The 21,963-nt window shown below is 64.9% G+C and carries 23 protein-coding genes and 1 pseudogene; 11 read left to right on the plus strand and 13 right to left on the minus strand.

Annotated elements, in window-relative coordinates; translation table 11 throughout:
* Positions 1–117 precede the first annotated feature (117 nt).
* The 3 genes from ACT4ML_RS02770 to ACT4ML_RS02780 all read right to left on the minus strand — a co-directional run bounded on the left by ACT4ML_RS02770 (position 118) and on the right by ACT4ML_RS02780 (position 2,290).
* Complete coding sequence (locus ACT4ML_RS02770; protein ID WP_444719487.1) at positions 118–1,095, minus strand: ROK family protein; 978 nt, start codon at positions 1,093–1,095, stop codon at positions 118–120.
* A 135-nt stretch (positions 1,096–1,230) separates the two neighbouring features.
* Complete coding sequence (locus ACT4ML_RS02775; RefSeq protein ID WP_444719488.1) at positions 1,231–1,695, minus strand: universal stress protein; 465 nt, start codon at positions 1,693–1,695, stop codon at positions 1,231–1,233.
* A 142-nt stretch (positions 1,696–1,837) separates the two neighbouring features.
* Positions 1,838–2,290 carry a universal stress protein gene (locus ACT4ML_RS02780; RefSeq protein ID WP_444719489.1) on the minus strand — a complete coding sequence of 151 codons (453 nt, stop codon included), beginning with the start codon at positions 2,288–2,290 and terminating at the stop codon, positions 1,838–1,840.
* A gap of 119 nt (positions 2,291–2,409) precedes the next feature.
* Here ACT4ML_RS02780 and ACT4ML_RS02785 point away from each other — a divergent pair, with 119 nt between their 5' ends.
* The 3 genes from ACT4ML_RS02785 (at position 2,410) to ACT4ML_RS02795 (ending at position 4,395) form a co-directional block, all read left to right on the plus strand.
* The gene (locus ACT4ML_RS02785) at positions 2,410–3,150 is read left to right on the plus strand and encodes an SDR family NAD(P)-dependent oxidoreductase (protein WP_444719490.1); all 741 of its coding nucleotides are present in this window, start codon (positions 2,410–2,412) and stop codon (positions 3,148–3,150) included.
* 202 nt (positions 3,151–3,352) lie between these two features.
* Positions 3,353–3,811, plus strand: a complete 459-nt coding sequence (locus ACT4ML_RS02790) for an MOSC domain-containing protein (protein WP_444719491.1) — start codon at positions 3,353–3,355, stop codon at positions 3,809–3,811.
* Between the two features lie 116 nt (positions 3,812–3,927).
* Complete coding sequence (locus ACT4ML_RS02795; protein WP_444719492.1) at positions 3,928–4,395, plus strand: phosphopantetheine adenylyltransferase; 468 nt, start codon at positions 3,928–3,930, stop codon at positions 4,393–4,395.
* A gap of 1 nt (position 4,396) precedes the next feature.
* Here the strand turns inward: ACT4ML_RS02795 and ACT4ML_RS02800 are convergent, their stop codons facing one another.
* Positions 4,397–5,194, minus strand: a complete 798-nt coding sequence (locus ACT4ML_RS02800) for a ZIP family metal transporter (RefSeq protein WP_444719493.1) — start codon at positions 5,192–5,194, stop codon at positions 4,397–4,399.
* Positions 5,195–5,352: 158 nt separating this feature from the next.
* Between ACT4ML_RS02800 and ACT4ML_RS02805 the strand changes: the two genes are divergently transcribed.
* Entirely contained in the window at positions 5,353–6,993 is a 1,641-nt protein-coding gene (locus ACT4ML_RS02805) for a potassium channel family protein (RefSeq protein ID WP_444719494.1), read from the plus strand.
* Positions 6,994–7,089: 96 nt separating this feature from the next.
* Here ACT4ML_RS02805 and ACT4ML_RS02810 read toward each other — a convergent pair whose 3' ends face one another.
* The 5 genes and pseudogenes from ACT4ML_RS02810 to ACT4ML_RS02830 all read right to left on the minus strand — a co-directional run bounded on the left by ACT4ML_RS02810 (position 7,090) and on the right by ACT4ML_RS02830 (position 10,181).
* On the minus strand, positions 7,090–8,340 hold the full coding sequence (locus ACT4ML_RS02810) for a digeranylgeranylglycerophospholipid reductase (protein ID WP_444719495.1): 1,251 nt from the start codon (positions 8,338–8,340) through the stop codon (positions 7,090–7,092).
* A 184-nt stretch (positions 8,341–8,524) separates the two neighbouring features.
* Complete coding sequence (locus ACT4ML_RS02815; RefSeq protein WP_138243980.1) at positions 8,525–8,941, minus strand: universal stress protein; 417 nt, start codon at positions 8,939–8,941, stop codon at positions 8,525–8,527.
* A 119-nt stretch (positions 8,942–9,060) separates the two neighbouring features.
* Entirely contained in the window at positions 9,061–9,210 is a 150-nt protein-coding gene (locus ACT4ML_RS02820; RefSeq protein WP_444719496.1) for a DUF7557 family protein, read from the minus strand.
* Positions 9,211–9,342: 132 nt separating this feature from the next.
* Positions 9,343–9,790 (minus strand): annotated as a pseudogene (locus ACT4ML_RS02825) (IS6 family transposase); the annotation flags it as partial.
* Positions 9,791–9,800: 10 nt separating this feature from the next.
* Complete coding sequence (locus tag ACT4ML_RS02830; RefSeq protein WP_444719497.1) at positions 9,801–10,181, minus strand: hypothetical protein; 381 nt, start codon at positions 10,179–10,181, stop codon at positions 9,801–9,803.
* A gap of 222 nt (positions 10,182–10,403) precedes the next feature.
* Here ACT4ML_RS02830 and ACT4ML_RS02835 point away from each other — a divergent pair, with 222 nt between their 5' ends.
* Together ACT4ML_RS02835 and ACT4ML_RS02840 are read left to right on the plus strand one after the other, a co-directional pair.
* Complete coding sequence (locus ACT4ML_RS02835) at positions 10,404–11,096, plus strand: hypothetical protein (RefSeq protein WP_444719498.1); 693 nt, start codon at positions 10,404–10,406, stop codon at positions 11,094–11,096.
* 474 nt (positions 11,097–11,570) lie between these two features.
* Positions 11,571–11,810, plus strand: coding sequence for a hypothetical protein (locus ACT4ML_RS02840; RefSeq protein ID WP_444719499.1), 240 nt, complete (start codon positions 11,571–11,573; stop codon positions 11,808–11,810).
* Positions 11,811–11,834: 24 nt separating this feature from the next.
* Here the strand turns inward: ACT4ML_RS02840 and ACT4ML_RS02845 are convergent, their stop codons facing one another.
* A complete protein-coding gene (locus ACT4ML_RS02845; protein WP_444719500.1) occupies positions 11,835–12,626 on the minus strand; it encodes a hypothetical protein in 792 nt (263 codons plus the stop codon).
* Positions 12,627–12,848: 222 nt separating this feature from the next.
* Complete coding sequence (nirK, locus tag ACT4ML_RS02850; protein WP_444719501.1) at positions 12,849–13,937, minus strand: copper-containing nitrite reductase; 1,089 nt, start codon at positions 13,935–13,937, stop codon at positions 12,849–12,851.
* A gap of 280 nt (positions 13,938–14,217) precedes the next feature.
* Between nirK and ACT4ML_RS02855 the strand changes: the two genes are divergently transcribed.
* The gene (locus ACT4ML_RS02855; RefSeq protein WP_444719502.1) at positions 14,218–15,336 is read left to right on the plus strand and encodes an aminotransferase class V-fold PLP-dependent enzyme; all 1,119 of its coding nucleotides are present in this window, start codon (positions 14,218–14,220) and stop codon (positions 15,334–15,336) included.
* A gap of 12 nt (positions 15,337–15,348) precedes the next feature.
* Here ACT4ML_RS02855 and ACT4ML_RS02860 read toward each other — a convergent pair whose 3' ends face one another.
* Entirely contained in the window at positions 15,349–15,882 is a 534-nt protein-coding gene (locus ACT4ML_RS02860; RefSeq protein ID WP_444719503.1) for a hypothetical protein, read from the minus strand.
* Between the two features lie 162 nt (positions 15,883–16,044).
* Here ACT4ML_RS02860 and ACT4ML_RS02865 point away from each other — a divergent pair, with 162 nt between their 5' ends.
* From ACT4ML_RS02865 to ACT4ML_RS02880, 4 genes are all read left to right on the plus strand, one after another.
* On the plus strand, positions 16,045–16,701 hold the full coding sequence (locus ACT4ML_RS02865; protein ID WP_444719504.1) for a hypothetical protein: 657 nt from the start codon (positions 16,045–16,047) through the stop codon (positions 16,699–16,701).
* Positions 16,702–16,847: 146 nt separating this feature from the next.
* The gene (gene uvrA / locus ACT4ML_RS02870) at positions 16,848–19,811 is read left to right on the plus strand and encodes an excinuclease ABC subunit UvrA (RefSeq protein ID WP_444719505.1); all 2,964 of its coding nucleotides are present in this window, start codon (positions 16,848–16,850) and stop codon (positions 19,809–19,811) included.
* Between the two features lie 61 nt (positions 19,812–19,872).
* Positions 19,873–20,289 carry a hypothetical protein gene (locus tag ACT4ML_RS02875; protein WP_444719506.1) on the plus strand — a complete coding sequence of 139 codons (417 nt, stop codon included), beginning with the start codon at positions 19,873–19,875 and terminating at the stop codon, positions 20,287–20,289.
* A gap of 99 nt (positions 20,290–20,388) precedes the next feature.
* Positions 20,389–21,402, plus strand: coding sequence for a hypothetical protein (locus ACT4ML_RS02880; RefSeq protein WP_444719507.1), 1,014 nt, complete (start codon positions 20,389–20,391; stop codon positions 21,400–21,402).
* Between the two features lie 66 nt (positions 21,403–21,468).
* Here the strand turns inward: ACT4ML_RS02880 and ACT4ML_RS02885 are convergent, their stop codons facing one another.
* A complete protein-coding gene (locus tag ACT4ML_RS02885; protein WP_444719508.1) occupies positions 21,469–21,873 on the minus strand; it encodes a CBS domain-containing protein in 405 nt (134 codons plus the stop codon).
* Positions 21,874–21,963 lie beyond the last annotated feature (90 nt).

A 21,963-nucleotide genomic window follows, 5' to 3' on the forward strand; every position in this document is an offset into this window, starting at 1 on the left:
GGGTGCTGCAGGTACATAGAAGGTGGCTGCTCGCGGCCGCACTCGAGGCTCGTGGGCTCGTCTCTCGTCTCGGCGATGCCGACTCGAGAGCACTCGGGCCCTGGGTCCGCGAGCGGTTCAGCCGCGCATCCGTCGCCGATCGCCGGTTCCCTCGGTCAGCGCGCTCGCCAGCGCGCCCTCGACGACGACATCGTCGCCGAGGTCGGTGACCCGGATCTCGGGGACGTTCGTCATGACCATCTCGGAGACGCGCTCGCGAATGGGATCGACGACGAGTTCCTCGTTGTGCAGGGCGACCGCGCCGCCGAAGGAGACGACGATCGGCGCGAACGCGTGGACCACGTTGGTCACGCCGATCGCGTTCCAGTGGGCGAGCTGTTCGATGACGTAATCGGCCAGTTCGTCCTCCCCCGCCAGCTCGAAGACGTCCTTCGCCGTGAACTCCGCCCCCTCGAGCGGGAGGTCCGTCGAGATCGTCGGGTCGTCCTCGGCGAGCAGCCGGGCGTAGTCGGGGATGGCGTTGCCCGAGCAGTAGGCCTCCCAGTGGCCCTCGCGGCCGCAGCCACACGTCAGGCGGCCGCGGGGATCGACGACGTAGTGGCCGACTTCGCCGACGTTGCCGTCCCAGCCGCTCATCACGGACCCATCGCAGCAGACGCCGGCACCGATCCCCGAGGAGATAGTGATGTAGGCCATGTCGTCCGGGTTGCTGGCGGCGTGAAAGCGCTCGCCGATGACGCCCGCGGCGGTGTCGTTGTGGAGGTAGACGTCCTCGCTGTCGATCAGTTTCGCGATCGGTCCCGTCAGTGGGATCCGGTCGATCGAACTCGGGAGGTTGGCCGGATCGATCACCGCGCCCTCCGCGAGGTCGAACGGCCCGATCGAGCCGATCCCTGTGGCGGCGATTCGCTCGGGGTCGACCCCGGCGTCGCCACACGCCTCGCGAAGCGTTCGAAGCACACCCTCAGTCACGTCGATACCCGTCGGCCCGCGTGGTGTGGATCGGCGACTCACGCCGATCGTCGTCCCGTCGGCCTCGGCGACGATGGCCCGGACGTTGGTCGCGCCGAGATCGACGCCCGCATAGTAGACCATGTTGTCCTAGCGACGACCGTCACCGTACTTAACTACCCAGATTATACTCGGCGACGAGTAGCAATTTCGATACGTTACGGAGCCGATAGCGAGACGGCGGCGAGCGGAATCGGTGACCGCCTCGCGGTGGCGTCGCTACTCCATCACGTCGAGGTCGCGGAAGTACGTGATCGGACAGGGTGCCTGCAGGATGATTTCCTGTGAAACGGAGCCGAGAACGGCCTTTTCGGCGGGCGAGCGCCGCCGGCCGCCGACGACCATCCGGTCCGCGTCGACGTCGATCGCCATATCGACGACCTTCGTGCTGATCTCGCCGAGCGCACCCTTGATCTCGTACTCGACGCCGGCCTCCTCGAACCGCTCGGCGAGTTCCGGCACCGGCGCGCGCCGAGCGGCGACCGCGTCGGGATCGACGTCCTCGACGCGGTCGTCGAAGCCGAGGTCCTCGCGGACGTCCTCGTACTCGTCCGCCGTGAACGCGTGCCCGATCACGACGGTCGCCTCGAGGGGGTCCGCGATCTCGAGGACCGTTTCGGCGAGTTCCGGCGCGCGCACTGTGTCCATGGGGCCGACCGCGAGAAGCACCGTATCGATTGCCATACGCTCACAATGGTCTGGCCACCCGCTTAAGTATTCTCGTCAAGGCGGTATTACAGCACGCTCGTCATGTCGCGTGGCGTCGTCACTCGGACGACACTGTGGCGTACTGCGCGAGGTCACCCCACGCGACCGACCCGCCGGCCTATTCGTCGTGACGGACGAACGTGACGGGACAGGGAGCCGACAGCATCACTTCCTGTGCCGTCGAGCCGAAGACGGCCTTGCCGGTCGGCGACCGCCGCCGGCCGCCGACGATGACCCGGTCGGCCGCGGTACTCGCCGCCAGATCGACGATCGTCGGCCCGTGTTCCCCGACGGCCCCCCGGACCTCGTAGTCGACGTCGTGCTCGTCGAGGACCGACTCGAGGTCGTGGATCGTCGAATGGCGCGCCGCGACCGCGTCGGGGTCGACCGTGTCGGCGTCCGTATCGAACTCGAGGCGGTCGAGTACCTCGTCGTACTCGTTGCTCGTGAACACGTGTGCGAGAACGACGGTCGCGTCGGCGGGTTTCGCTACTTCGAGGACCGCTTCGGCCAGTTGATCGCTGCGGTCGGCGTCACCGGGACCGACGGCGAGCAACACTGTGTCTAACATAGCAGAGGGGTTACCTGTCCACCGCCGTAAATCCGCGGGTTAGGGAACACCGTCCGCAGCGGGGCACTTGCGTGTGCGTAACCGGTCGATTTTTCCACGCCGTCACCGACGGCTGGGACATGGAGGGACCGGATCTCGACGGGCAGACGGTACTCGTTACGGGCGCAGCGGTCGGCGTCGGTCGCGAACTCCTGCTTTCGACGGCCGACTGCGGTGCGCGGACGGCGGTTCACTACCACACGAGCGCCGACGCCGCTCGCGAGGTGGCCGACGAGGCCCGCGAACGCAGCGGGTCCGAAGCGATGACGATTCAGGGCGACGTGACCGATCCCGAGAGCGTCGACGGGCTCTTCTCGGCCGTCGAGGCCGAACTCGGGAGCGTCGACGTGCTGGTAAACAACGTCGGCGACTTCGCGCCCGCCCACTGGGCCGACCTCGAGTTCGAGGCGTGGAACCGGGTGCTCGAGACCAATCTCAACGGGACCTATCTCTGTTCGAAGCGGGCGCTGCCCGAGATGCGAGAGGGCGAGTACGGGCGGATCGTGAATATCGGCTACGCCTCGAGCGAACAGGGCCTCGTGAGTCCGAAAAACTTCCCCTATTTCGTCGCGAAGAAGGGCGTATTGATGTTTACGCGCATGCTCGCGGCCGACACGCAAGACGACGGGATCACGGTCAACGCCATCTCGCCGTACGTCGTCGAGAACTCCGCGGAATTTCCCGAGGAACTGCCCCGCGACCGGCCCGCGAGCTTCGAGGACCTGATCGCGCCGCTGTACTTCTTCCTCGACCCGGAGAGCGGCTACGTTAGCGGGGAAAACCTCGAGGTCGACGGCGGTTGGTTGCCCGAGTCGGTGTGAGTGCGACGCGCAGTCGAACCGCGGCGCAGTGCGCCGCGGGTAGTTTTTGGTCCAGATTTTTGCGAGGAGCGGGTCTCGAACGGAGTGAGAGACCCCGACGCAGTAAAACGGTGGGTGTAGAACCTCGAGGTCGACGGCGGCTGGTTGCCGGAGTCGGTGTGATGTCGGAGCGATTACGTCCGAGCAGTTCCATCTCCCTCGTATGAGTGGTCGAATCCGGGCGATCCACGTCGCGCCGGCACAGGGCGCACCGATGGACCGAGTCGACCGCGTCGAGGCGGTCGCCGGGCGGGGTCTCGAGGGTGACCGCTACTTCGCCAGCGAGGGCACGTTCGCCGACCGCGAGGGGTGTGATCTGACCCTGATCGAATCGGAAGCCCTCGAAGCGGTCGAGCGCGACTACGACATCCCGCTCGAGCCGGGGGTTCACCGACGAAATCTCACGACGGAGGGCGTCGCGCTGAACCGACTGGTCGGCGAGCGGTTTCGGATCGGGGCGGTCCTCTGCGAGGGCATAGAGCTCTGCGAACCGTGTTCGTACCTCGAGTCCCACCTCGAGAAACAGGGCGTCCGCGAGGCGCTGGTTCACCGCGGCGGGCTTCGGGCGCGGATTCTCGAGGGCGGTACGGTGACAGATAGAACGCGCGTCGAACGGGTCTGAGGCGTCGCCTTTGTCGCAGCGGAGCCGGTCTGTCTCGGCAGCGGACTGTTTCTGCTTCGGCTCGCCGCCGGCCGAGCCGCACCACAGTTATGGGGGCCCTCGTACTCGGTTCGCCCATGCGAGTCGCAGTCGCCGGCACGTTCGGGCCGCTCCACGACGGTCATCGATCCCTCTTCGAGCACGCGCTGCGCTTCGGCGAGGACGGCGTCGTCGTCGCGGTGACGGGCGACGAACTGGCGGTCGAAACGCGTCACGAGCCCCGCCCGATCCCGTCGCTCGAGGAGCGGACCCGAGCCGTGACCGCGGAACTCGCCGCCCTCGACGAGTGGAATCGGGACGTCGAACTGCGCACGCTCGAGTCCGAGTACGGCATCGCGACCGACGAGCCATCGATCGACGCGCTGGTGGTCTCCCCCGAGACGGCCCCCGAACTCGAGGCGATCAACGAGCGACGGCGCGAACGCGGATTCGAGCCGCTGTCGGGAATCGTCGCGCCCTACGTCTACGCCGACGACGGCGAGCGAATCTCCTCGACCCGGATCGTGAAGGACGAGATCGACGAGCACGGGCGGGTGCTCGAGTGATTCAGACGAACGCGAGCGGCACCATCACGAGTACCCCGACGGCGATGCCGCCCGCGAGTTCGGGCTTCCCGCCTCGAGGCAGTCGCTCCCCGATCTCGAGCGCTTCGGGGACGAACTCCGTGAGCACCAGATAGATCATCGCGCCGGCGGCGAAGCCGAAGCCGTAGGGGAGGAACTCCCGGGCGTAGCGGACGAAGCCGAACGCGAGGACGGCCCCGATCGGCTGGGGGAGACTCGAGAAGACGGCCCACCAGACCAGTTTCCAGTTGGCGACGTCCATCGAGCGCAGCGGGATCGAGATCGCGGTCCCCTCGGGAATATTGTGGATCGAAATCGCGATCGTCATGAAAATCGCGAGGACCGGGACCGTAAAGCCGAGGAGTTCGGTGCCGCCCTCGAGGCCGAGATCGGCGAAGGAGACGCCGATCGCCACGCCCTCGGGAAAGCTGTGGACGGTCAGAATGCCGAGGATGAGAACGAGTTTCTTGAAGTCGGCTGCCTCGTACTGGTGGGGATCGATGTCGGTGTCCATCAGCACGTCGTGTGCGAGGACGACGAGCGCGACCCCGGCCGCCATCCCGATGCCGATCTCGAGGGGTGTCCCCTCGGCCAGCCCCTCCTCGACGAGGCCGAACAGCGATGCCGAGACCATGATCCCGGAGGAGAGCCCCCAGAGGATCACGTTTCGCCGGTCGCTGACTCCCTCGAAGAAGAAAAACGGGAGCGCGCCGAGACCGGTCGCAAGCGCCGTGATCAGGCCGGCGACGAACACCAACACGAGGTTCTCGAGCAGCGCCATCCGTCGGAACGTGGAACCGGAGATATAAATCGGCGGCGGAGGCGGTCTCTCTGGCCGTTTCGGTGTCGATAGAGCCCTCGTATGCGGGGTCGTGGTCGGGATTTACGTCGATCGCATCGACCGGTACCGTCAACAGCCGTCCGTCGAATAGGTGGCGTATGTCACTGTGGAGGTCCCGCCGCACCGGTTACTACATCGGGCTGGTGGTCGTGACGACCGTCGTCTCCACGCTGGTGTACAACTACGGAATTGCGACGTGGGAGAACGATCCGCAGCCGCTCTTTCGATCGCTCGGAATCGTCTTTCAATCGTTCACCACGACCGGATACGGCGAGGATGCGGGCTGGGCGACGCCGCAAATGTATATCTTGACCATCGGGTTGCAAGTCATGGGGATCGGCCTGATCCTCACCGCGGTCGACGTCTTCGCCGTCCCGTGGCTTCGAAACGCGCTCTCGACGACGGCCCCGACGGCCGCTCCCGACCTCGAGGATCACGTGATCATCTGCGAGTACACGTCCCGCGGAGAGGCGTTCATCGAGGAACTCGAGTCCCGCGGGCAGGAGTACGTCGTCGTCGAGTCCGACGAGGGGACGGCGACCGAACTACACGAAACGGACCGGCGGGTCGTCCACGGGGACCCCGAGTCGATCGACGTCCTCGAGAACGCCGGCATCGAACGGGCGACGGCGGTCGTGGCCGATTCAGCCGACGACACGAACGCGAGCATCGTCCTCTCGGCGCGGGAGGCCAACCCCGACGTGCGGATCGCGACGCTGGTCGAGGACCAGCGGCTGGGGGAGTACCACCGGATCGCGGGCGCGGACGAGGTGCTCTCGCCGCGCCAGTTGCTCGGCGAGAGCCTCGCCCACCGGGTGCCGACGGCCGTGACGACCGCGGTCGACGAGGGGGTCGAAATCGGAAACGGGCTGGAACTGGTCGAACTCTCGATCGCGGAGGGGAGCGACCTCTGCCGGCGGACCGCCGGCGACGTCCGGCTCCGCGAGCGGTTCGGCGTCGACGGCATCGGCGCGTGGATCGACGGCGAGTTCGAGAGCCCGATTCCGCCGGATCGCGAACTCGATACGGGCACGCGACTGCTCGTCGCGGGGGACGCTGACCGGATCGACGCCTTGCGGTCCGAGGCGGCGTCGACGGTCCAACCCTTCTCGGCCCGGCACGTCGTGATCGCCGGCTACGGCGAAGCGGGGGACGCGGCGGGAGAGGCGCTCGCCGAGACGGACTCTCGAGTGACCGTTCTCGACAGCGCCGACAAGGAGGGCGTCGACGTGATCGGTGACGCCCGCGATCCGGCGGCGGTCCGCGAGACCGGCATCGACGACGCGTCCGCGGTGATCGTCACCCTCGACGACGACACGACGGCGATCTTCGCGACGCTCGTCGCGCGGGACCTGAACCCGTCGGTCGACATCGTCGTGCGGGCGAACGACGCGGAAAGCGAGCAGAAGCTGTACCGGGCCGGCGCGGACTACGTGCAGTCGCTGGCGACCGTCAGCGGGCGGATGCTCGCCTCGACCGTCTTCGAGGACGAGGAGGTGCTCGCCGTCGACAGGCAGATCGACGTCGTGAAACTCCCCGCGGGGCGGCTGGCGGGACGGACCGTCGCCGACGCCGACGTCCGCTCGCGGACGGGCTGTACCGTCCTCGCCGCCGTCCGCGACGGCGAGACCATCGTCGAGTTCGACCCCTCGTCGTTCGTCCTCGAGAGCGACGACGCGGTCGTTCTCGCGGGCACGGACGAGAGCGTTCAGTCCTTCGAGTCACAGTTTCTCGCCTAATTCGCCGCCGCCGGCTCTCCGAAGCCGTTGCTGGGTTTTCGGTCACAATCGTAACGACGACGAGTAGCGGGCGGTAACCGGGTTGGCCGCGACGGCTTACAGCAAGGAGCCGAGATCGAAATCGAGTCGCTGTTTCGCGAGGTCGACGAGCAGCGGCGCGTCCCCGGGCTCGAGCAGGCGTGCGATCGCGAGGGTGTCGCCCTTGTTCGCTTTGGCCAGCGTGTCGTCGTCGAGTCGCTGGAGGTCCCGCATGAGCTTGTCGTAGCGGTCGTTCGGCGCGAGATAGAGGAGTTGGGTCATCAGCAGTCGGCTCTTGGCGTTGGGTGCGACGTCGCGGTGCCAGAGGGTTTCGTAGACCTCGAGGTTCTCGGCGGTCGGCTCGACGCCGTCGTGTTTGAGGACGCTATCGGCGGTGGCGGCGGCGGCCCGACCCGACAGCATGCACTTGTTGATCCCCTCGCCCCAGAGCGGGTCGAGGCTCGGAACGGTGTCGCCGATCGCCATGAACCGATCGGTGTGGAGGTCGCCGGGCGCCTGAATGTGGGCCGATCCGCGGTGCTGTTTGCCCTCGATCCGCTCTGCGTCCTGGAACCGCGGATCGGTATCGAGCCAGTGAGAGAGGTAGTCGTCGATGGTGAAATCGTCCCGGCTGTACTGGTCGTGGCTGTCGTTCTGAATGTAACAGAGGCCGACCTTGGCGGTGTCCTCGCCGGTGTGGAAGATCCAGGAGTAGCCGCCGGGCGCGATATCGTGGTCCAGGCGCAACATCATGGCGTCGCGCAGGTCGGCGAAGCCGGGGCGATCGATATCGATCCCCTCGAACTCGTACTCGATGCCGATGGCCTGGTTCTCGCGTTCGAGGTCGACGACGCCGAGTTCCTTCGCGAGGGGCGCGTTCGGTCCCGTCGCGTCGATGACGATGTCGCCGTAGACCTCCTCGTCGCCGTTGTAGGTGACGCCGGCGATCTCGCCGTTCTCCATGATCGGCGCGGTGACGCGGGCGTCGAAGCGGTACTCTGCGCCGCGGTCGCGGCTGTCGCGGACGAGATACCGCTTGAAGTCCGCGAACTCCAGTACCGCGCCGGTCTGGTCGCGGACGTAGTGTTCGGTCGGCGACTCGAGGACGACGCTGTCGGTGTACTGCATCACGACGTCGTCCGGGATACCGAACGCGGCCATCATGGAGTGGAACGTCCCCGCGGTGGACTTGTTGCTCTGGCGCGGGAACTCGTCCTCGGCCTCGGTCTCGAGGACGACGACGCCGTACCCTCTGGCGGCGAGATCGCGGGCACACTGTGCGCCGGCGGGGCCGGCACCGGCGATGACTACGTCGTAGCGATCGTTCATGTAATCGAGACTGTGGTGGGCCTTAATTAGTCTGTCCTGTTGCGGTCGTTCGGTCGACGCCGCCCCGCTCGAGTGTCGGTCGGTCCACGTCCGAGTCGCGCGCTCGCGGGCAGTACTACGCCGCTCGAGGCATTTACAGGTGGGGGCCGAACGCTCCCGTTGCCCCGAACAGCGGCGGAAACGACTACCGGACGATCGTCACCGGAACGGGTGCCTGCCGGGCGATCCGTTCGGCGACGCTGCCCAGTAACACCCTCGAGAACCCGGTCCGGCCGTGGCTTCCGACGATGATTCGATCGACGTCGTTGGTCGCGGCGTAGTCGACGATCGCGTCGGCCGGCTGGCCGATAACCGTCTCCGTCTCGAGTGAACAGCCCTCGTCGGCCGCACGGTCTTCGGCCGACGCGAGCAGTTCCCGGGCGGCCTCCTGCTGGCGCTCGAGCAACACGTCCGGACCGAGGTGTGCCACCTCGCCGTAGCTGCTATTGGTCGGGTCGACGGCGTGGACCACAGTGATGTCGTCGTCAACGTGTTCGGTGCACGCGAACTCGAGGGCCGCCCATCCCGGCTCCGAGTCGTCGAGCGCGACCAGCAGGTGCATACCGGTCGGTACGGGGACGGGCTACTTGAGTATCATCATCACTCATACCTACCCGACCGGCGTCGATCATCCCGTTGGCGGTTTCGAAAGAACGAGGGGACGACACGCGGAGCCATCCGCTACTCCGAGTAGCCTTCCTGCAGGAACGCCCCTTCCGTCTCGTACATCGAAACCAGCTCCTCGATGAGCTCCTCGGGCGTCTCGCCCTCCTCGCAGTGGCTGTCGAGTCGATCCTTTAGGTCGTCGCTGATCTCGAGTGTCTGTGTCATAGGTGGTGGAACGGTCGTGGCCGCGACAGTGATAGTGGACGTACGTCAGACGCGTACCGGAATCGCACGCGTCACCGCTCTAGTACCGGTACCAGCATCAAATAGTCCCGGGACGCGTGTGCGGTCGTGTGTTGTAACATTGTGCCAGACGGTGAAGGCTTGGGGCCACGATTCTGCGATTGATGGTTTTGCGATGCTGGACCAGTTTGAGAACGAAGAAGTGCGTCATTTTATCTCACGAAAGACTCGTTCAGAAGCGTTTCGATCTCCATGCTTTTCGTCTCGAAATCGGAACCCAATTCGACGGAGTGCAGTTTGAAGATACTTTGCTCCATCGACGAGAAACACGGCAGCGTTGAGGTCATGTTTCTCAGTGAGTTCGTGCAGAAATCATTCTGTAAACACGGTCATAGACTCCAAATACAGCCGTATATGGTGGATTCTGTTTGTTCCTGGATTAACAGCGCTGTACAGCCAATAACGATGTTCGTCACGTTGAATCACCTCTCGTCAAGCGCGGCGTGATTCGGATCTCCGTCAACAGTGGCTGTAGATCGCAGGTATGGACCCAATCGTGGACTTGAAAAATATCATTCCACCATTGATAGATCGTGGTGGACACCGCCTCGAAAGAAGTCGATACCGATGATGAGAAGTATGAGCATCGTTGCAGTCCGCACGAATACTTGGGCTGACAGTGCACTAGATCCGCTGACATCCAGAAGACTAGAGACGCCGATTCCTAACCCAATCAGTACGATACCAACCCCGATCAAATGATACCATTTGATCTGCGTTGATCCGATCGGGATGCTCTCTCTAATTCCCCCGATAATGAATAGATCAGCGGCGATAAATAATGACAACATCATGAAGAGTGTGATTCCTTCACCTACTCCGAATTTGATCATGATCCCACCGGAGCTGATGAGTCCCACTACGCCAAGGAGAGCGAAGTAAATCCGTTTCATATCTTTCTGTACAATTCAATAACCAATAAGAATATCGGATGGATACATACCTCATCACACTCTTAATAGCGTTAGTTATAATCAATAGCGGAAGGTTCAAATAGTATTATATATTAAATGATGTATATGGGATAAAATAACTCCATTAGAGGAAAGGTGAATAGAAGAAGAGTGTTGAATTCTGTTGGGGTAGGAACAGCTGCTATCGTAGGTGGGTCCGGTATGGTCTCGGCAAACGGAACGAATGAACACAAAGAACAGGTCTTGGCAAGTCCTAAAGTTAGATCTATCCGTGAGGCAGTTGGAGGGTTTGAAGCTAAACAGATGGATGTAAAGTCGGTCGACAAGATGGAACTGACGGCAACAACCGTGAAGACCAATCTGGGAACGCTAACGTACGCTGAAACCGAGAACGGTACGACAGGAGCAAGACTCATACCGTCAGGCAAGTCAGATATTCCAGAACAATATCGTGACGTTCCTGAGGGAACGGAGGTGGCACTGATTGGGCATGAGTCATCAGTTGAGTTACAACGAACAGTAACTGACCAAGAAGAGCAACAGTTGATCAATGCAGTTCCTGTAGCAGAGGAGAAATTTGTCACAGCGACATACTCGAAGCCTGCTGGCGATCAAGCTGGTGAGTATACAGTTGCCACAGAGCACTCTCAGTATAAGGTTGATGAAAACTTCACCCCAATACAGACCGGAGGAGGAGTAACCACTCAAGACCACGGTAACTGCACATACCACTGTGCGAGCTGTGCTAAGTGGGCTGTTAGTAAAGGAATCTGTTACGGCTCATGTGCAACCGCCGCTAGCGGGGCAACTGCGGCTCTATGTGTGGCATGTATTGCTGGTACCAATGTTGGCTTAATCTTTTCAGATTGTGACGAATGCGGTAGCTGTATTTAATAGTGGATATAGGGAGTGGCAACTGTATCCCTCAGTGCCAGGTCCCTGCAAAAAGGTCTTTTCTGGAGAAGTCCTATAATACAGTAACCTCAATCGCAACTCCTGCGTTATTGAGGGATCGATGCACTTAAACAACAATCGCTATGGCAGGCACTGTCTAGTTGAGTAGTTTGAATGATGAGAAGTTTATGAGATCAATATGAAATTTCAAACGTTAAAGACCGCATCAAGCGCCCGACGGAAACACGCCAGCCAAGGAGGTTCAGAACTAGACAGTGCCCCATATACCAGCACAAAATCGTGCCGCCTCACGTTTCACGCTTAGCGAAACAGCACCGCGTATGCAGCCGGGTTCGTCCGCCACCGGCGGTCAGCACGAGTTCCAGCGCCTCGAGCGAACCCACCGACCATCGGCGGTAGCACCGGCACGGGACGGCCGTTCGTTTACCCGGCTCGTCGTCGTAGCGACTGCATATGACAGCACCATTGACCGACGACGCGGTCGGGAAAACGGTCGTCGACGTCGAGGGGAAGGAACTCGGAATCGTCGCGAAGGTCGAGGGCCAGCGGGCCTACGTCGACCCCGACCCGAGCGTCGCGGAACAGGTGCTCGCCTCCGTCGGCTGGGAGGGCGAAGACGACGAGGACTACGTCGTCACCGAAGACATGCTCCAGCGGGTCGATAACGAAGTCGTCCTGCGCGGCGAACTCTGACTCTGACTCGGCGCGTTCGCCGACTCACTCGACCGACCGGTCGTCGAACGACTGCTCGCGCCACGTCGTCCAGTCGTAGAGCCGCTCGAGTTCGCCGCCCTGCTGGCGGATCGCCACGGCGGTGTCGAACAGGAAGGCGGCGACGAGCGTCGTCCCGACGAGCCACGCGGCGTCGGCGAGCGCGCCGTAGCCGTTCAGGTGGGTCGCGAGCAGGTCGACGAAGACGACCGCAGTCACGCAGACGATCGCCGGCAGCAGGTGGCGGGTCAGCGCGGCGAACGTCGTCCCTTCGTGGACGCGAACGGCGCGGACGGCGTAGAGCACCGCCCACGCCGACGTGACGACCCAGCCGACCGCGACGACCAGCCGGCTCGAGGAGGTCTCGACCAAGAACGTCCCCCACCAGGCGGCGATGAACCCGGCGACGACGACGTAGTCCGCCCACGCGGGCAGCAGCCGAGAGCGGTCGTCCGCATCCGGCTGTTCGTGGTACATCGCGCGGATCGCCAGCGCGAGAAAGAGGATGAAAAAGAGGATCGCACCGTCGACGAACCGGCCGATCCACGCGGACTCGAGCAGCAGCGAGCCGACGCCGGCGACGGCGTAGACGATCGCCGCACCGATGCCGATCAGGAGGAACCACTGTTCGGTACCGGCCTCGACGGCGAGGACCTCGCGGACGTAAATCGTCCCGTAGTAGAGCAACACCGTCGCTGCGACACCCATCGCGAGATACGCGAACAACCGTCCGATCGCGACCGTCGCGGCCGGATCGCTGGCATCGAACGTCATCGCCGAAATCGGGGCGAACACCATCGGGTGACACTGGCAGTCGAACCGATATAAGTATACAACCCTGTTTCCATCGGTCGGGAAGGCGGTTCGGTTTCTGCGTTCTCCCTGCTGTGAGAACCGTGCTATCACGCGCGATGGACTGACCGGCGGTATCGTACCGATGGCTCTCATTCTCACCCTCTCGAGTCGGTCTCACAACGAATCGAAAAGAGTCGGCGCGGGCGGGCGATTCCCGCTCACGGATCACGGATCTTCGTCGTAGAGATCGCGGGTGGGCTCGCCGTCGACGTTGACGACGCCGAGTGCGCCGCGGCGGCCGGCGCGGGTCAGCGCGTGGTCGACGATCTTGACCGGGCCGGGCACGGGGAACTCCATCTCGGCGGCGGTGGTGGTTCCCGGCGCGACGGGCGCGGTTTCGATGTTTTTCTCGGGGTCGGTCAGGAGGTCGCCGTCGCGGTAGTAGCGGCTCCAGACGTTCCCGATGGGGTGGAGCGAGCTCAGCAGGTTCGGGCCGCCGTTGGCGAAGTAGACGCGGGCAGTTTCGCCAGTCTCGGCCTGCATGGGGACGCCGCCGTCCTTGGTGAAGCCGTAGGCTTGGCCGTTGAAGACCACGTAGGTGGGCTGTTCGGCCAGCATCGCGTCGAAGTCGAAGCTGTGGTGGCCCTCCTCGCCGACCTCGCCGTCGGTGTAGATCTCGTGTTGGCCGAGGTAGTACTCATTATCGACCTCGGGGAGGCCGTCCTCGGGCTCGACGAGGATCGAGCCGAACATCCCGCTGCTGATGTGCATGTCCATGTTCGGGATCGCACAGTGGTAGATGAACACGCCCGCGTAGTCGGCCGTGAAGCTGATTTCGGTCGGGTCGTCGCCCGGCCCGATCGTGGTCGCGTCGGCCCCGCCGCCGGGGCCGTAGACCGCGTGGAAGTCCATGTTGTGCCCGACCTTGTTCATGTCCTCGGGCACCTCGAACGTGAGGTTCACCCGGTCGCCGCGCCGAACTCGGATCATCGGCCCCGGCACCTGCCCTTCGAATGTCATGTACTCGAAGGTGACTCCGGGCTCGATCTCGGCGGTCACCCGCTCCGTTCGGATCGTGATGTCGTGTTCGCGGGGCTCGTCCCAGTCGACCGGGTCCGGGATGTCCGTCGGATCCCGCGCGATCCGGTCGATGTCAACGGCCTTCGCTGCTGGCAGCCCCTCCTCACCCGCCGACGTGTCGCTTTCCGCACTGTTCCCCTGCGTGCTGCTATCGAGACAGCCGGCCACCGCACCGACACCGGCCGCCCCGATCGACTGTAGTACGTGTCGTCGGTTGAGTCGGGTCGTGGTCATTGGTCTTCTCCTCACTTGCTCGTACGGGGGACATCCGTTCAGTCGTATCGACGATTCTCGAGAGATGGTAAGCGATATGATGTGTCCCACCATATCGAGGGTGTTTAAATACCACTTCGTATATCGGCACAATTCGGCCGCGATAGCGCCCAGTACGGGGCTCGCCGGAGAGCGGAGCGGCTCGGATACTGTCGAACTCTCTCATTCTCGAGATAGATCCGAACGACCGACAGCGGAGTAACCGCCAGAACGAACACGGGACGGCACGAACGACCACCCGATGGATCCGATCGAGCTACGCGAGGCGATCCCGGCCCTCGAGTCGACCGTCTACTGCAACTGGGGCGCCGGCGGGCCGAGCCCGCGCCGCGTCGTCGACGCGGCCGAATCGGCCCTCGAGCACCACGAGTACAAGGCTCCCGCGGCCGAGGGGATGTACCCCGCGGCGTTCGACGCCTACGACGAGGCGCGAGCGGCCGTCGCCGACCTGCTCGGGGCCGCGCCGAGCGAGATCGCGCTCACCCAGAGCACGACCGACGGGATCAACCGGATCGCGGGCGCGTTCGACTGGGACGAGGACGATGTCGTCGTTCGCACCGACCTCGAGCACTCCGCCGGAATCCTGCCGTGGCAGCGCCTCGAACGCGAGTACGGCGTCGAGGTGCGGGTGCTCGAGACAGAGGGCGGACGGCTCGACCTCGCGGACGTGAAGGCGGCGGCCGACGACGCGACGCTGTTCTGTGTGAGTTCGCTCACGTGGACCCACGGGACGCGACTGCCGGTCTCGGAGATCGTCGACATCGCCCACGACGCCGGGGCATTGGTGTTGGTCGACGCCGTCCAGTCGCCCGGGCAGGTGCCCGTCGACGTGCAGGAGTGGGGTGCCGACTTCGTCGTCGCGGCGGGCCACAAGTGGCTGCTCGGCCCCTTCGGTGCCGGCTTCCTCTATGTCCGCGACGGCGTCGAGACGGACTGCGTCCCCGCCGCGATCGGCTACCGAAGCGTCGAGGACGAGAACGCCGGCGACTATCGGTACGCAGCGGGCGCGCGGCGGTTCGAGGTCGGCACCGCGAGTCCAGCCCCCTACGCCGGGCTGACGGAAGCGATCGCGGTGCTCGAGGACGTCGGGATCGACGCGATCCAGCGGCGGATCGAGATGCTCACCGACCGCCTCAAAGCGGGCGTTCCGGACGAGCGGCTGTTGAGCCCGCGCGAGTACGAATCCGGACTGGTGACCATCGATGTCGACGAGCCGGAGGCGACTGTCGAACGCCTCGCCGATCGGGGGATCGTCGTCCGACCGCTGCCGACGCCGGACGCGATCCGCGCGTCGGTCCACGCGTTCAACAGCGAAGAGGACGTAGACGCGGTGCTCGAGGCCCTCGAGAACGAATACTGACCGCGGGACCGGTTACTCGGACCGAGATTCGGATTCGGGTTCGGGTTCCGACTCGGCTTCAGCGGACGCGGCCGCGGCCTCGACCATCGTCTCCCGCTCGTCGAAGTACGCCGGCGCGTCGGCGTCGGCCTCGAACTCGATGACGCGAGTCAGCGCCTCCTGTCCGTCGTCGACGGCCGACGATAGTTCCTCGGCGAGGTCGGTGTACCCGGCGGCGAGATCCTGAAACGCCTGCATGCGGGCCTGTTTCGCCTCGACGAGCAGCTGTTTCTCCTCGAGTTCCTGCTGTAACTGCTCGATCGCCGCGACGTCGACCTCGCTCGCGTCCGGCACGTCCGCGGTCGACGGGGATTCGGTCGCTTCCACCTCGTCCGGCAGCGCCTCGAGGCGCGACCGGATCTCGGCCATCTCCTGATCGATCTCGTCGAGCAGGTCGTCGGCTTCCTCGCCCATCGTCTCGACGCTGCCCGAGAGGAGGCCGGCCTGCGTGCGGCAGTACTCGACGAATTCGTCGACCGCGAGGTCGTCCGCGGCGTCGTCGCTCATACTCGTCCTTTGGGCTGCCGGCCGAAGTTACTTTGGTCCGGGTGCCGGTCCGCAGCGGACGGCCCGAAGCCGGGGATCGAACTGAGGGGCCAATTCTCGAGTCAGCACCGAACCGGCGACGGCGAACGCAGGATTGAGGAACGGGCTCGCACGAGTGTGAGTATGGCTGCGAGCCGTCACCGGATTTCCACAGCAGCGATTCCGCTCTCGGGGCCCGTTCCCGCGGCCGTCACCGCACGGCGCGACCTCGCGGACGCCGTCACGAACCCCGCGACGCCCACGGAGTTCGCGCTCGCGTTCGGCGTCTACGTCGGGCTCACGCTCGCCGTCGGAGCGCTCGTGCTGGCCGTCTCCCCGTCGACCGTCCGGGCGGTCGAGGACCGACTCGACGAGCGCCCCGCGACCGCGGGCGTGATCGGAGTCGGTGTGGTCGTCGGCGGGGTCGTCCTCCTCGCGACCGTCTCGGCTGCCACGACGCTGCTCGTCGGGTTTGGTGCACCCGAGATCCTCGAGCGGGTCCCCCTCGTCGCGATGGTCGCGGCCTCAGCGGCGTTGACGGTCGCCAATACGATCGGGATCGTCGCGGTCGGCTCGTTCCTGCTGCGCGGCGTGGGTTCCGGCACGGACCCGAACCGCTGGCTCGCGCTCGTCGTCGGGACGGTCGTCGTTCAACTCCTCTATCTGGTGCCGCTGGTGAACGTCGCCGTCGCCCTCTGTCTCGTCGCCCTCGCGACCGGTGCGATACTCGGCCAGTGGTGGCAGGATCGAGGTTCCGGCTCGGCCGATTCGGAGCCACGCGAGAGCGCGGCGGACGGCTGACGGACCGCCCGCCTCGAGTTAGAACTGGTAACTAACGGCACGGTAGCGGCCTTTCATACCCGTTAAGTCCTTGCGGCCACTGACACAGATACAATGAATCTGGAACTGCGTCGACAGAAGAGACTGTCTCTATACGCGACCGAACGATGAGCAAGGACTTCATCGAAGTACGCGGTGCGGAGGAGCACAACCTCAAGGACATCGACGTGACGATCCCCCGCGAGGCGTTTACCGTCGTCACCGGCCTCTCGGGTTCGGGCAAGTCCTCGCTGGCGTTCGAGACGGTCTACGCGGAAGGCCAGCGCCGGTACATCGAGAGCCTCTCCGCCTACGCGCGGAACTTCCTCGGCCAGATGGACAAGCCACAGGTCGAGACCGTCGAGGGGCTCTCGCCGGCGATCTCGATCGACCAGAAGAACGCCGCGAACAACCCCCGATCGACGGTCGGGACGGTCACGGAACTCCACGACTACCTGCGGCTGCTCTACGCCCGCGTCGGCACGCCACACTGCCCCGAGTGCGGTCGCGAAGTCGGCGAGCAGTCGGCCCAGAACATGGTCGAACGCATCCTCGAGCTGCCCGAGGGAACCAAGGCCAAACTCGCGGCACCCGTCGTCCGCGACCAGAAGGGTGCGTTCGAGGATCTCTTCGAGGAACTCGTCTCCGAGGGGTACGCCCGCGTCGAGGTCGACGGCGAGGAGTACGACCTCACGATGGACGACCCCGACTTAGACGAGAACTTCGATCACACCGTCGACGTGATCGTCGACCGCGTGAAGGTCTCGACCGAGGCCCGCCCGCGGATCATCGACAGCGTCGAGACGGCGCTCGACGAGGCCGAGGGCGTCCTGAAGGTCATCCTCCCGGACGCCTCCGAAGCGGTCGCCGCGGACCTCGGCGAAGAGGCCCGCCGGACCGGCGCGCTCGGCGAGGAGACCGAGGAGAACGACCGGTTCGTCGTCGAGTTCTCGAAGGATCTCGCCTGCACGCACTGCGGGATCGATATCCCCGAGATCGAGACCCGGTCGTTCTCGTTCAACTCGCCCCACGGAGCCTGCCCCGAGTGCGAGGGGCTGGGCGAGACCAAGGAGGTCGACGAGGACCTCGTCCTGCAGGACGAGTCCAAGCCGCTCAAACACGTCTTCGAGCCGTGGAGCTACAACCGGTCGTACTACCGGACCCGGCTCGACGCCGTCGCGGAGCACTTCGACGTCCCGCTCTCGACGCCCTTCGAGGAGTTAGACGAGGACGTCCAGCAGGCGTTCCTCTACGGTACGGACGGCGAAGTGGTGTTCAAACGAAGTACCAAGAACGGCACCCGTCGAAAGAAAAAGCACTTCGAGGGCGTCATCCCGAACCTCGAGCGCCGGTACCTCGAGACCGACTCCGACTCGACCCGGGAACACATCGAGGACTACATGTCGGTCACGGAGTGTCCGGCCTGTGACGGCACCCGACTGAAACCCGCGAGTCGCGCCGTACTCGTCGACGACAGTTCGATCACCGAGATCAACGCGATGAGCATCGGCGACGCCCGCGAGCACTTCGAGTCGATGGAAGCCGACCTCACCGAGCGCGAGAAGGTCATCGCCGAGGAGATCCTCAAAGAGATCCGGGCGCGGCTCGGATTCATGTGCGAGGTCGGCCTCGACTACATCACGCTCGACCGCGAGGCCTCGACGCTCTCGGGCGGCGAGAGCCAGCGCATCCGCCTCGCCACGCAGATCGGCTCCGGCCTCGTCGGCGTCCTCTACGTGCTCGACGAGCCCTCGATCGGGCTCCACCAGCGGGACAACGACCGGCTGCTCGACACGCTCGAGGAACTGCGCGATCTGGGCAACACCCTCCTCGTGGTCGAACACGACGAGGAGACCATGCGCCGGGCGGACAACGTCATCGACATGGGGCCCGGCCCCGGCAAGCGCGGCGGCGAGGTCGTCGCCAACGGTTCCGTCGAGGAGGTCAAAGCCACCGAGGGATCCGTCACCGGCGACTACCTCTCGGGCCAGCGCCAGATTCCGGTGCCCGACGAGCGACGCGATCCCGACGGCGCGATAACGATCCGCGGGGCGCGCCAGCACAACCTCAAGAATCTCGACGTGGACATCCCGCTGGGCTGCTTCACCGCGATTACCGGCGTCTCCGGCTCCGGGAAATCCACGCTGATGCACGAGGTGTTCTACAAGGGCCTCGCGCGCGAGATGAACGACAACACGAGCGTGATCCCCGGCGATCACGACGCCATCGAGGGACTGGACCAGATCGAGACGGTCCGCCTGATCGACCAGTCGCCGATCGGCCGCACCCCGCGGTCGAACCCCGCGACCTATACCAGCGTCTTCGACTACATCCGGGAGCTGTTCGCCTCGACGAAGCTCGCGAAACAGCGCGGCTACGAGAAGGGACGGTTCTCCTTCAACGTCAAGGACGGCCGCTGCGAGGAGTGTGGCGGACAGGGCACGGTGAAAATCGAGATGAACTTCCTCTCGGACGTGTACGTCCCCTGCGAGGAGTGCGGCGGCGCGCGCTACAACGACGCCACGCTCGACGTTACCTACAAGGACAAGACCATCGCCGACGTCCTCGAGATGAGCGTCGAGGAGGCCTACGACTTCTTCGAGTCCTCGAGCCAGATCCGCCGCCGGCTCAAGCTGCTCAAAGACGTCGGACTCGATTACATGAAACTCGGCCAGCCCTCGACCACGCTGTCGGGCGGCGAGGCCCAGCGGATCAAGCTCGCCGAGGAACTGGGCAAGAAGGACTCGGGCGAGACGCTGTACCTGCTCGACGAGCCCACCACGGGACTCCACAGCGAGGACGAGCGCAAGCTCATCGACGTGCTCCACCGGCTGACCGACAACGGCAACACCGTCGCCGTCATCGAGCACGAACTCGACCTCGTCAAGAACGCCGACCACGTCATCGACCTCGGACCCGAGGGCGGCGAGAACGGCGGCGAAATCGTCGCGACCGGCACCCCGGAAGACGTCGCGCGACTCGAGGACTCCCACACCGGCCGCTACCTGCGGGACCTGCTCCCGAAGGTGGACCTCGAGGGGCCCCGCGGCGAGCGCGTCGAGCCCGTGAGCGCGCCGATGGACGACGACTGATCCGGTGCAACCGGGCGAGAGTGAGAACGCCTAACTGTGCGCCCGGCGAACCGGCCGAGCGATGAGCGGACTGAAGGCCGTCGTTCGCCGCGGGTTCACCGGCGGCGGGTTCGCAACGGTGCTACTGGCGGGGCTCTTCCTCGTCGGCGGTGACCTCGCGACTCCGTCGACGCTGCTTTTGACCGGCTGGCTCGCCGTCGTCGGTATCGTATTGGTGCTCGCCGGGACCCGCGAGCGACTGTCCGTCGGCGGCCGGACCGTCGGCTGGCCCCGCGTGGCCGCGGTCGGGATCGCGATCCTCGCAGTGGGCTGTGGCGCGTTCGGGCTGTCGCAGCTCCGCCGGCTCGAGGTCGCGAGCGCGGCGTGGCTGCTCACCGCCGCGATGACGGTCTTCGCGCTCGGCTACTTCGCGTGGTTCGCCGGCGAGTGCTGGACCGGCGGCCGCCGACTGGACGAGGAAATGTTCGCCGTCGAGTGACGCGTCGACGGAGAGCACAGGGCGACCGCGGTTCGGGCGCTTCTCAGCGAGTCCAGTAGCGCGCCCGGTCTTTTCAGCGCCGACGTTGACCGGGCCGACATGAGCGCACGCGACCGGGAGCTGTCCACGACCGCGGACGGCGAAGAGAGCCAGTTGACCTACCAGAAAATAACCGAGTCGCCGCTCAGGCGCTGGCTGATGCTCGACGGGCACCGACTGGTAATCGCCGGCCTGTTGACGGCGGGCCTGTACGTCGCCGTCATCGCGCTGTACGTCGGCGGGCTGTTTCCGGTGACCGACGCGGGAGCCGTCGTGACGCTCTACGGCTCGCTCGTCGGCGGGACGCTGCCGTTCATCACGATCGTCCTGGCGATCAATCAGCTCGTCCTCTCCCAGGAATTGGGCTGGACGCCGGATCTCAGGGATCGATTCGACGGCATGACCGAGTTTCAGCGGGACGTCGAGGAACTGACCGAGTCGGGCGTCAGTCCGGCGTCACCGGCCGCCTTCCTGAACGTCATCGTCACCGCGACCGTCGTCCGCGCCCGGCGGCTTCCCGACGCGCTCGCGGACGACGCCGACCCGGACGAGCGGGCGGAAGTCGAGCGGTTCATCGAGACCTTCGAGTCGGACGGGAAAACGGTCTCGAACGCGCTCGAGGACGCCGAGTTCGGGACGTTCGAGGCGCTGTCGGCGGTGCTCGGCCACCATCAGGGGAACTACTACCACGCGGCGCGGACGTTCCGAGACGAGTGGGACGGCGTCTTCGACGAGACGGAACCGCTCGAGGAGTTAATCGAATTGCTGGGCTTTCTCGCGGTCGCCCGCCAGACGTTCAAGACGCTGTACGTCCAGCACGAACTCGCCGTCCTCTCGCGGATGCTCCTGTACGTCGGCTTCCCGACGCTGGTCGGCGGCGGCCTGCTGCTCGTCTCCTACGGGCAGATTGCGGACGCGGTCGCGAACGACTGGCTCCTGCTGGCGATCGCCGCCGGCGGCGTCGTGCTCGTCTTCCTCCCGTTTATGGTCCTGCTGAGCTACGCGCTCCGGATCGCGACGATCGCCGCGCGAACCGCCGATTTCGGTCCCTTCGTCCCGCGGGCCTCGAACTGATCGCACGAGGCGGCCGCGGTCCGCAGTCCCGGCGACCGGCCTCGCCCGCCCGCTTCCGAGCGACGATTACTCGGGGCTCGGCGACTGGACGCGAGAAATGTAGCCCGCCAGATCCGACGTCGTGACCATGCCGATGACGCCCTCGTCCTCGTCGATGACGGGGATGTGGTGAAAGCCCCGTTCGACCATCGTGTCCGCGGCGTCGCGGATGCTGTCTTGGGCCGTGACCGTCACGACGTCGGCGCTCATGTACGTCGAGACCGGCGTCTGGTCTTTCGGCTTCTGTTCGGCGACGATCTCGACGAAGTCCGTCGTCGTCAGGATCCCCTCGAGCCGGTTGTCGTCGTCGACGACGATGACCGACCCGATCTCGTTGGCGAGCATCTCCTGTGCGGCGTCCTCGACGAGCGTGTCCGGCGTCACCGTGTGCAGTGACGAGGACATGACTCGAGCGACGAAAATATCCTCCATACTGTACCGTATTCGGTATACAATATAAGGATTGTCGGACTGGAGTCGCTCCGGACGAGCGCGGGAGGCCGCGGGCGACGATCGGCGGTC

The organism is Natrinema sp. LN54, from assembly GCF_052439245.1.
Taxonomy (GTDB): Archaea; Halobacteriota; Halobacteria; order Halobacteriales; family Natrialbaceae; genus Natrinema; species Natrinema versiforme_A.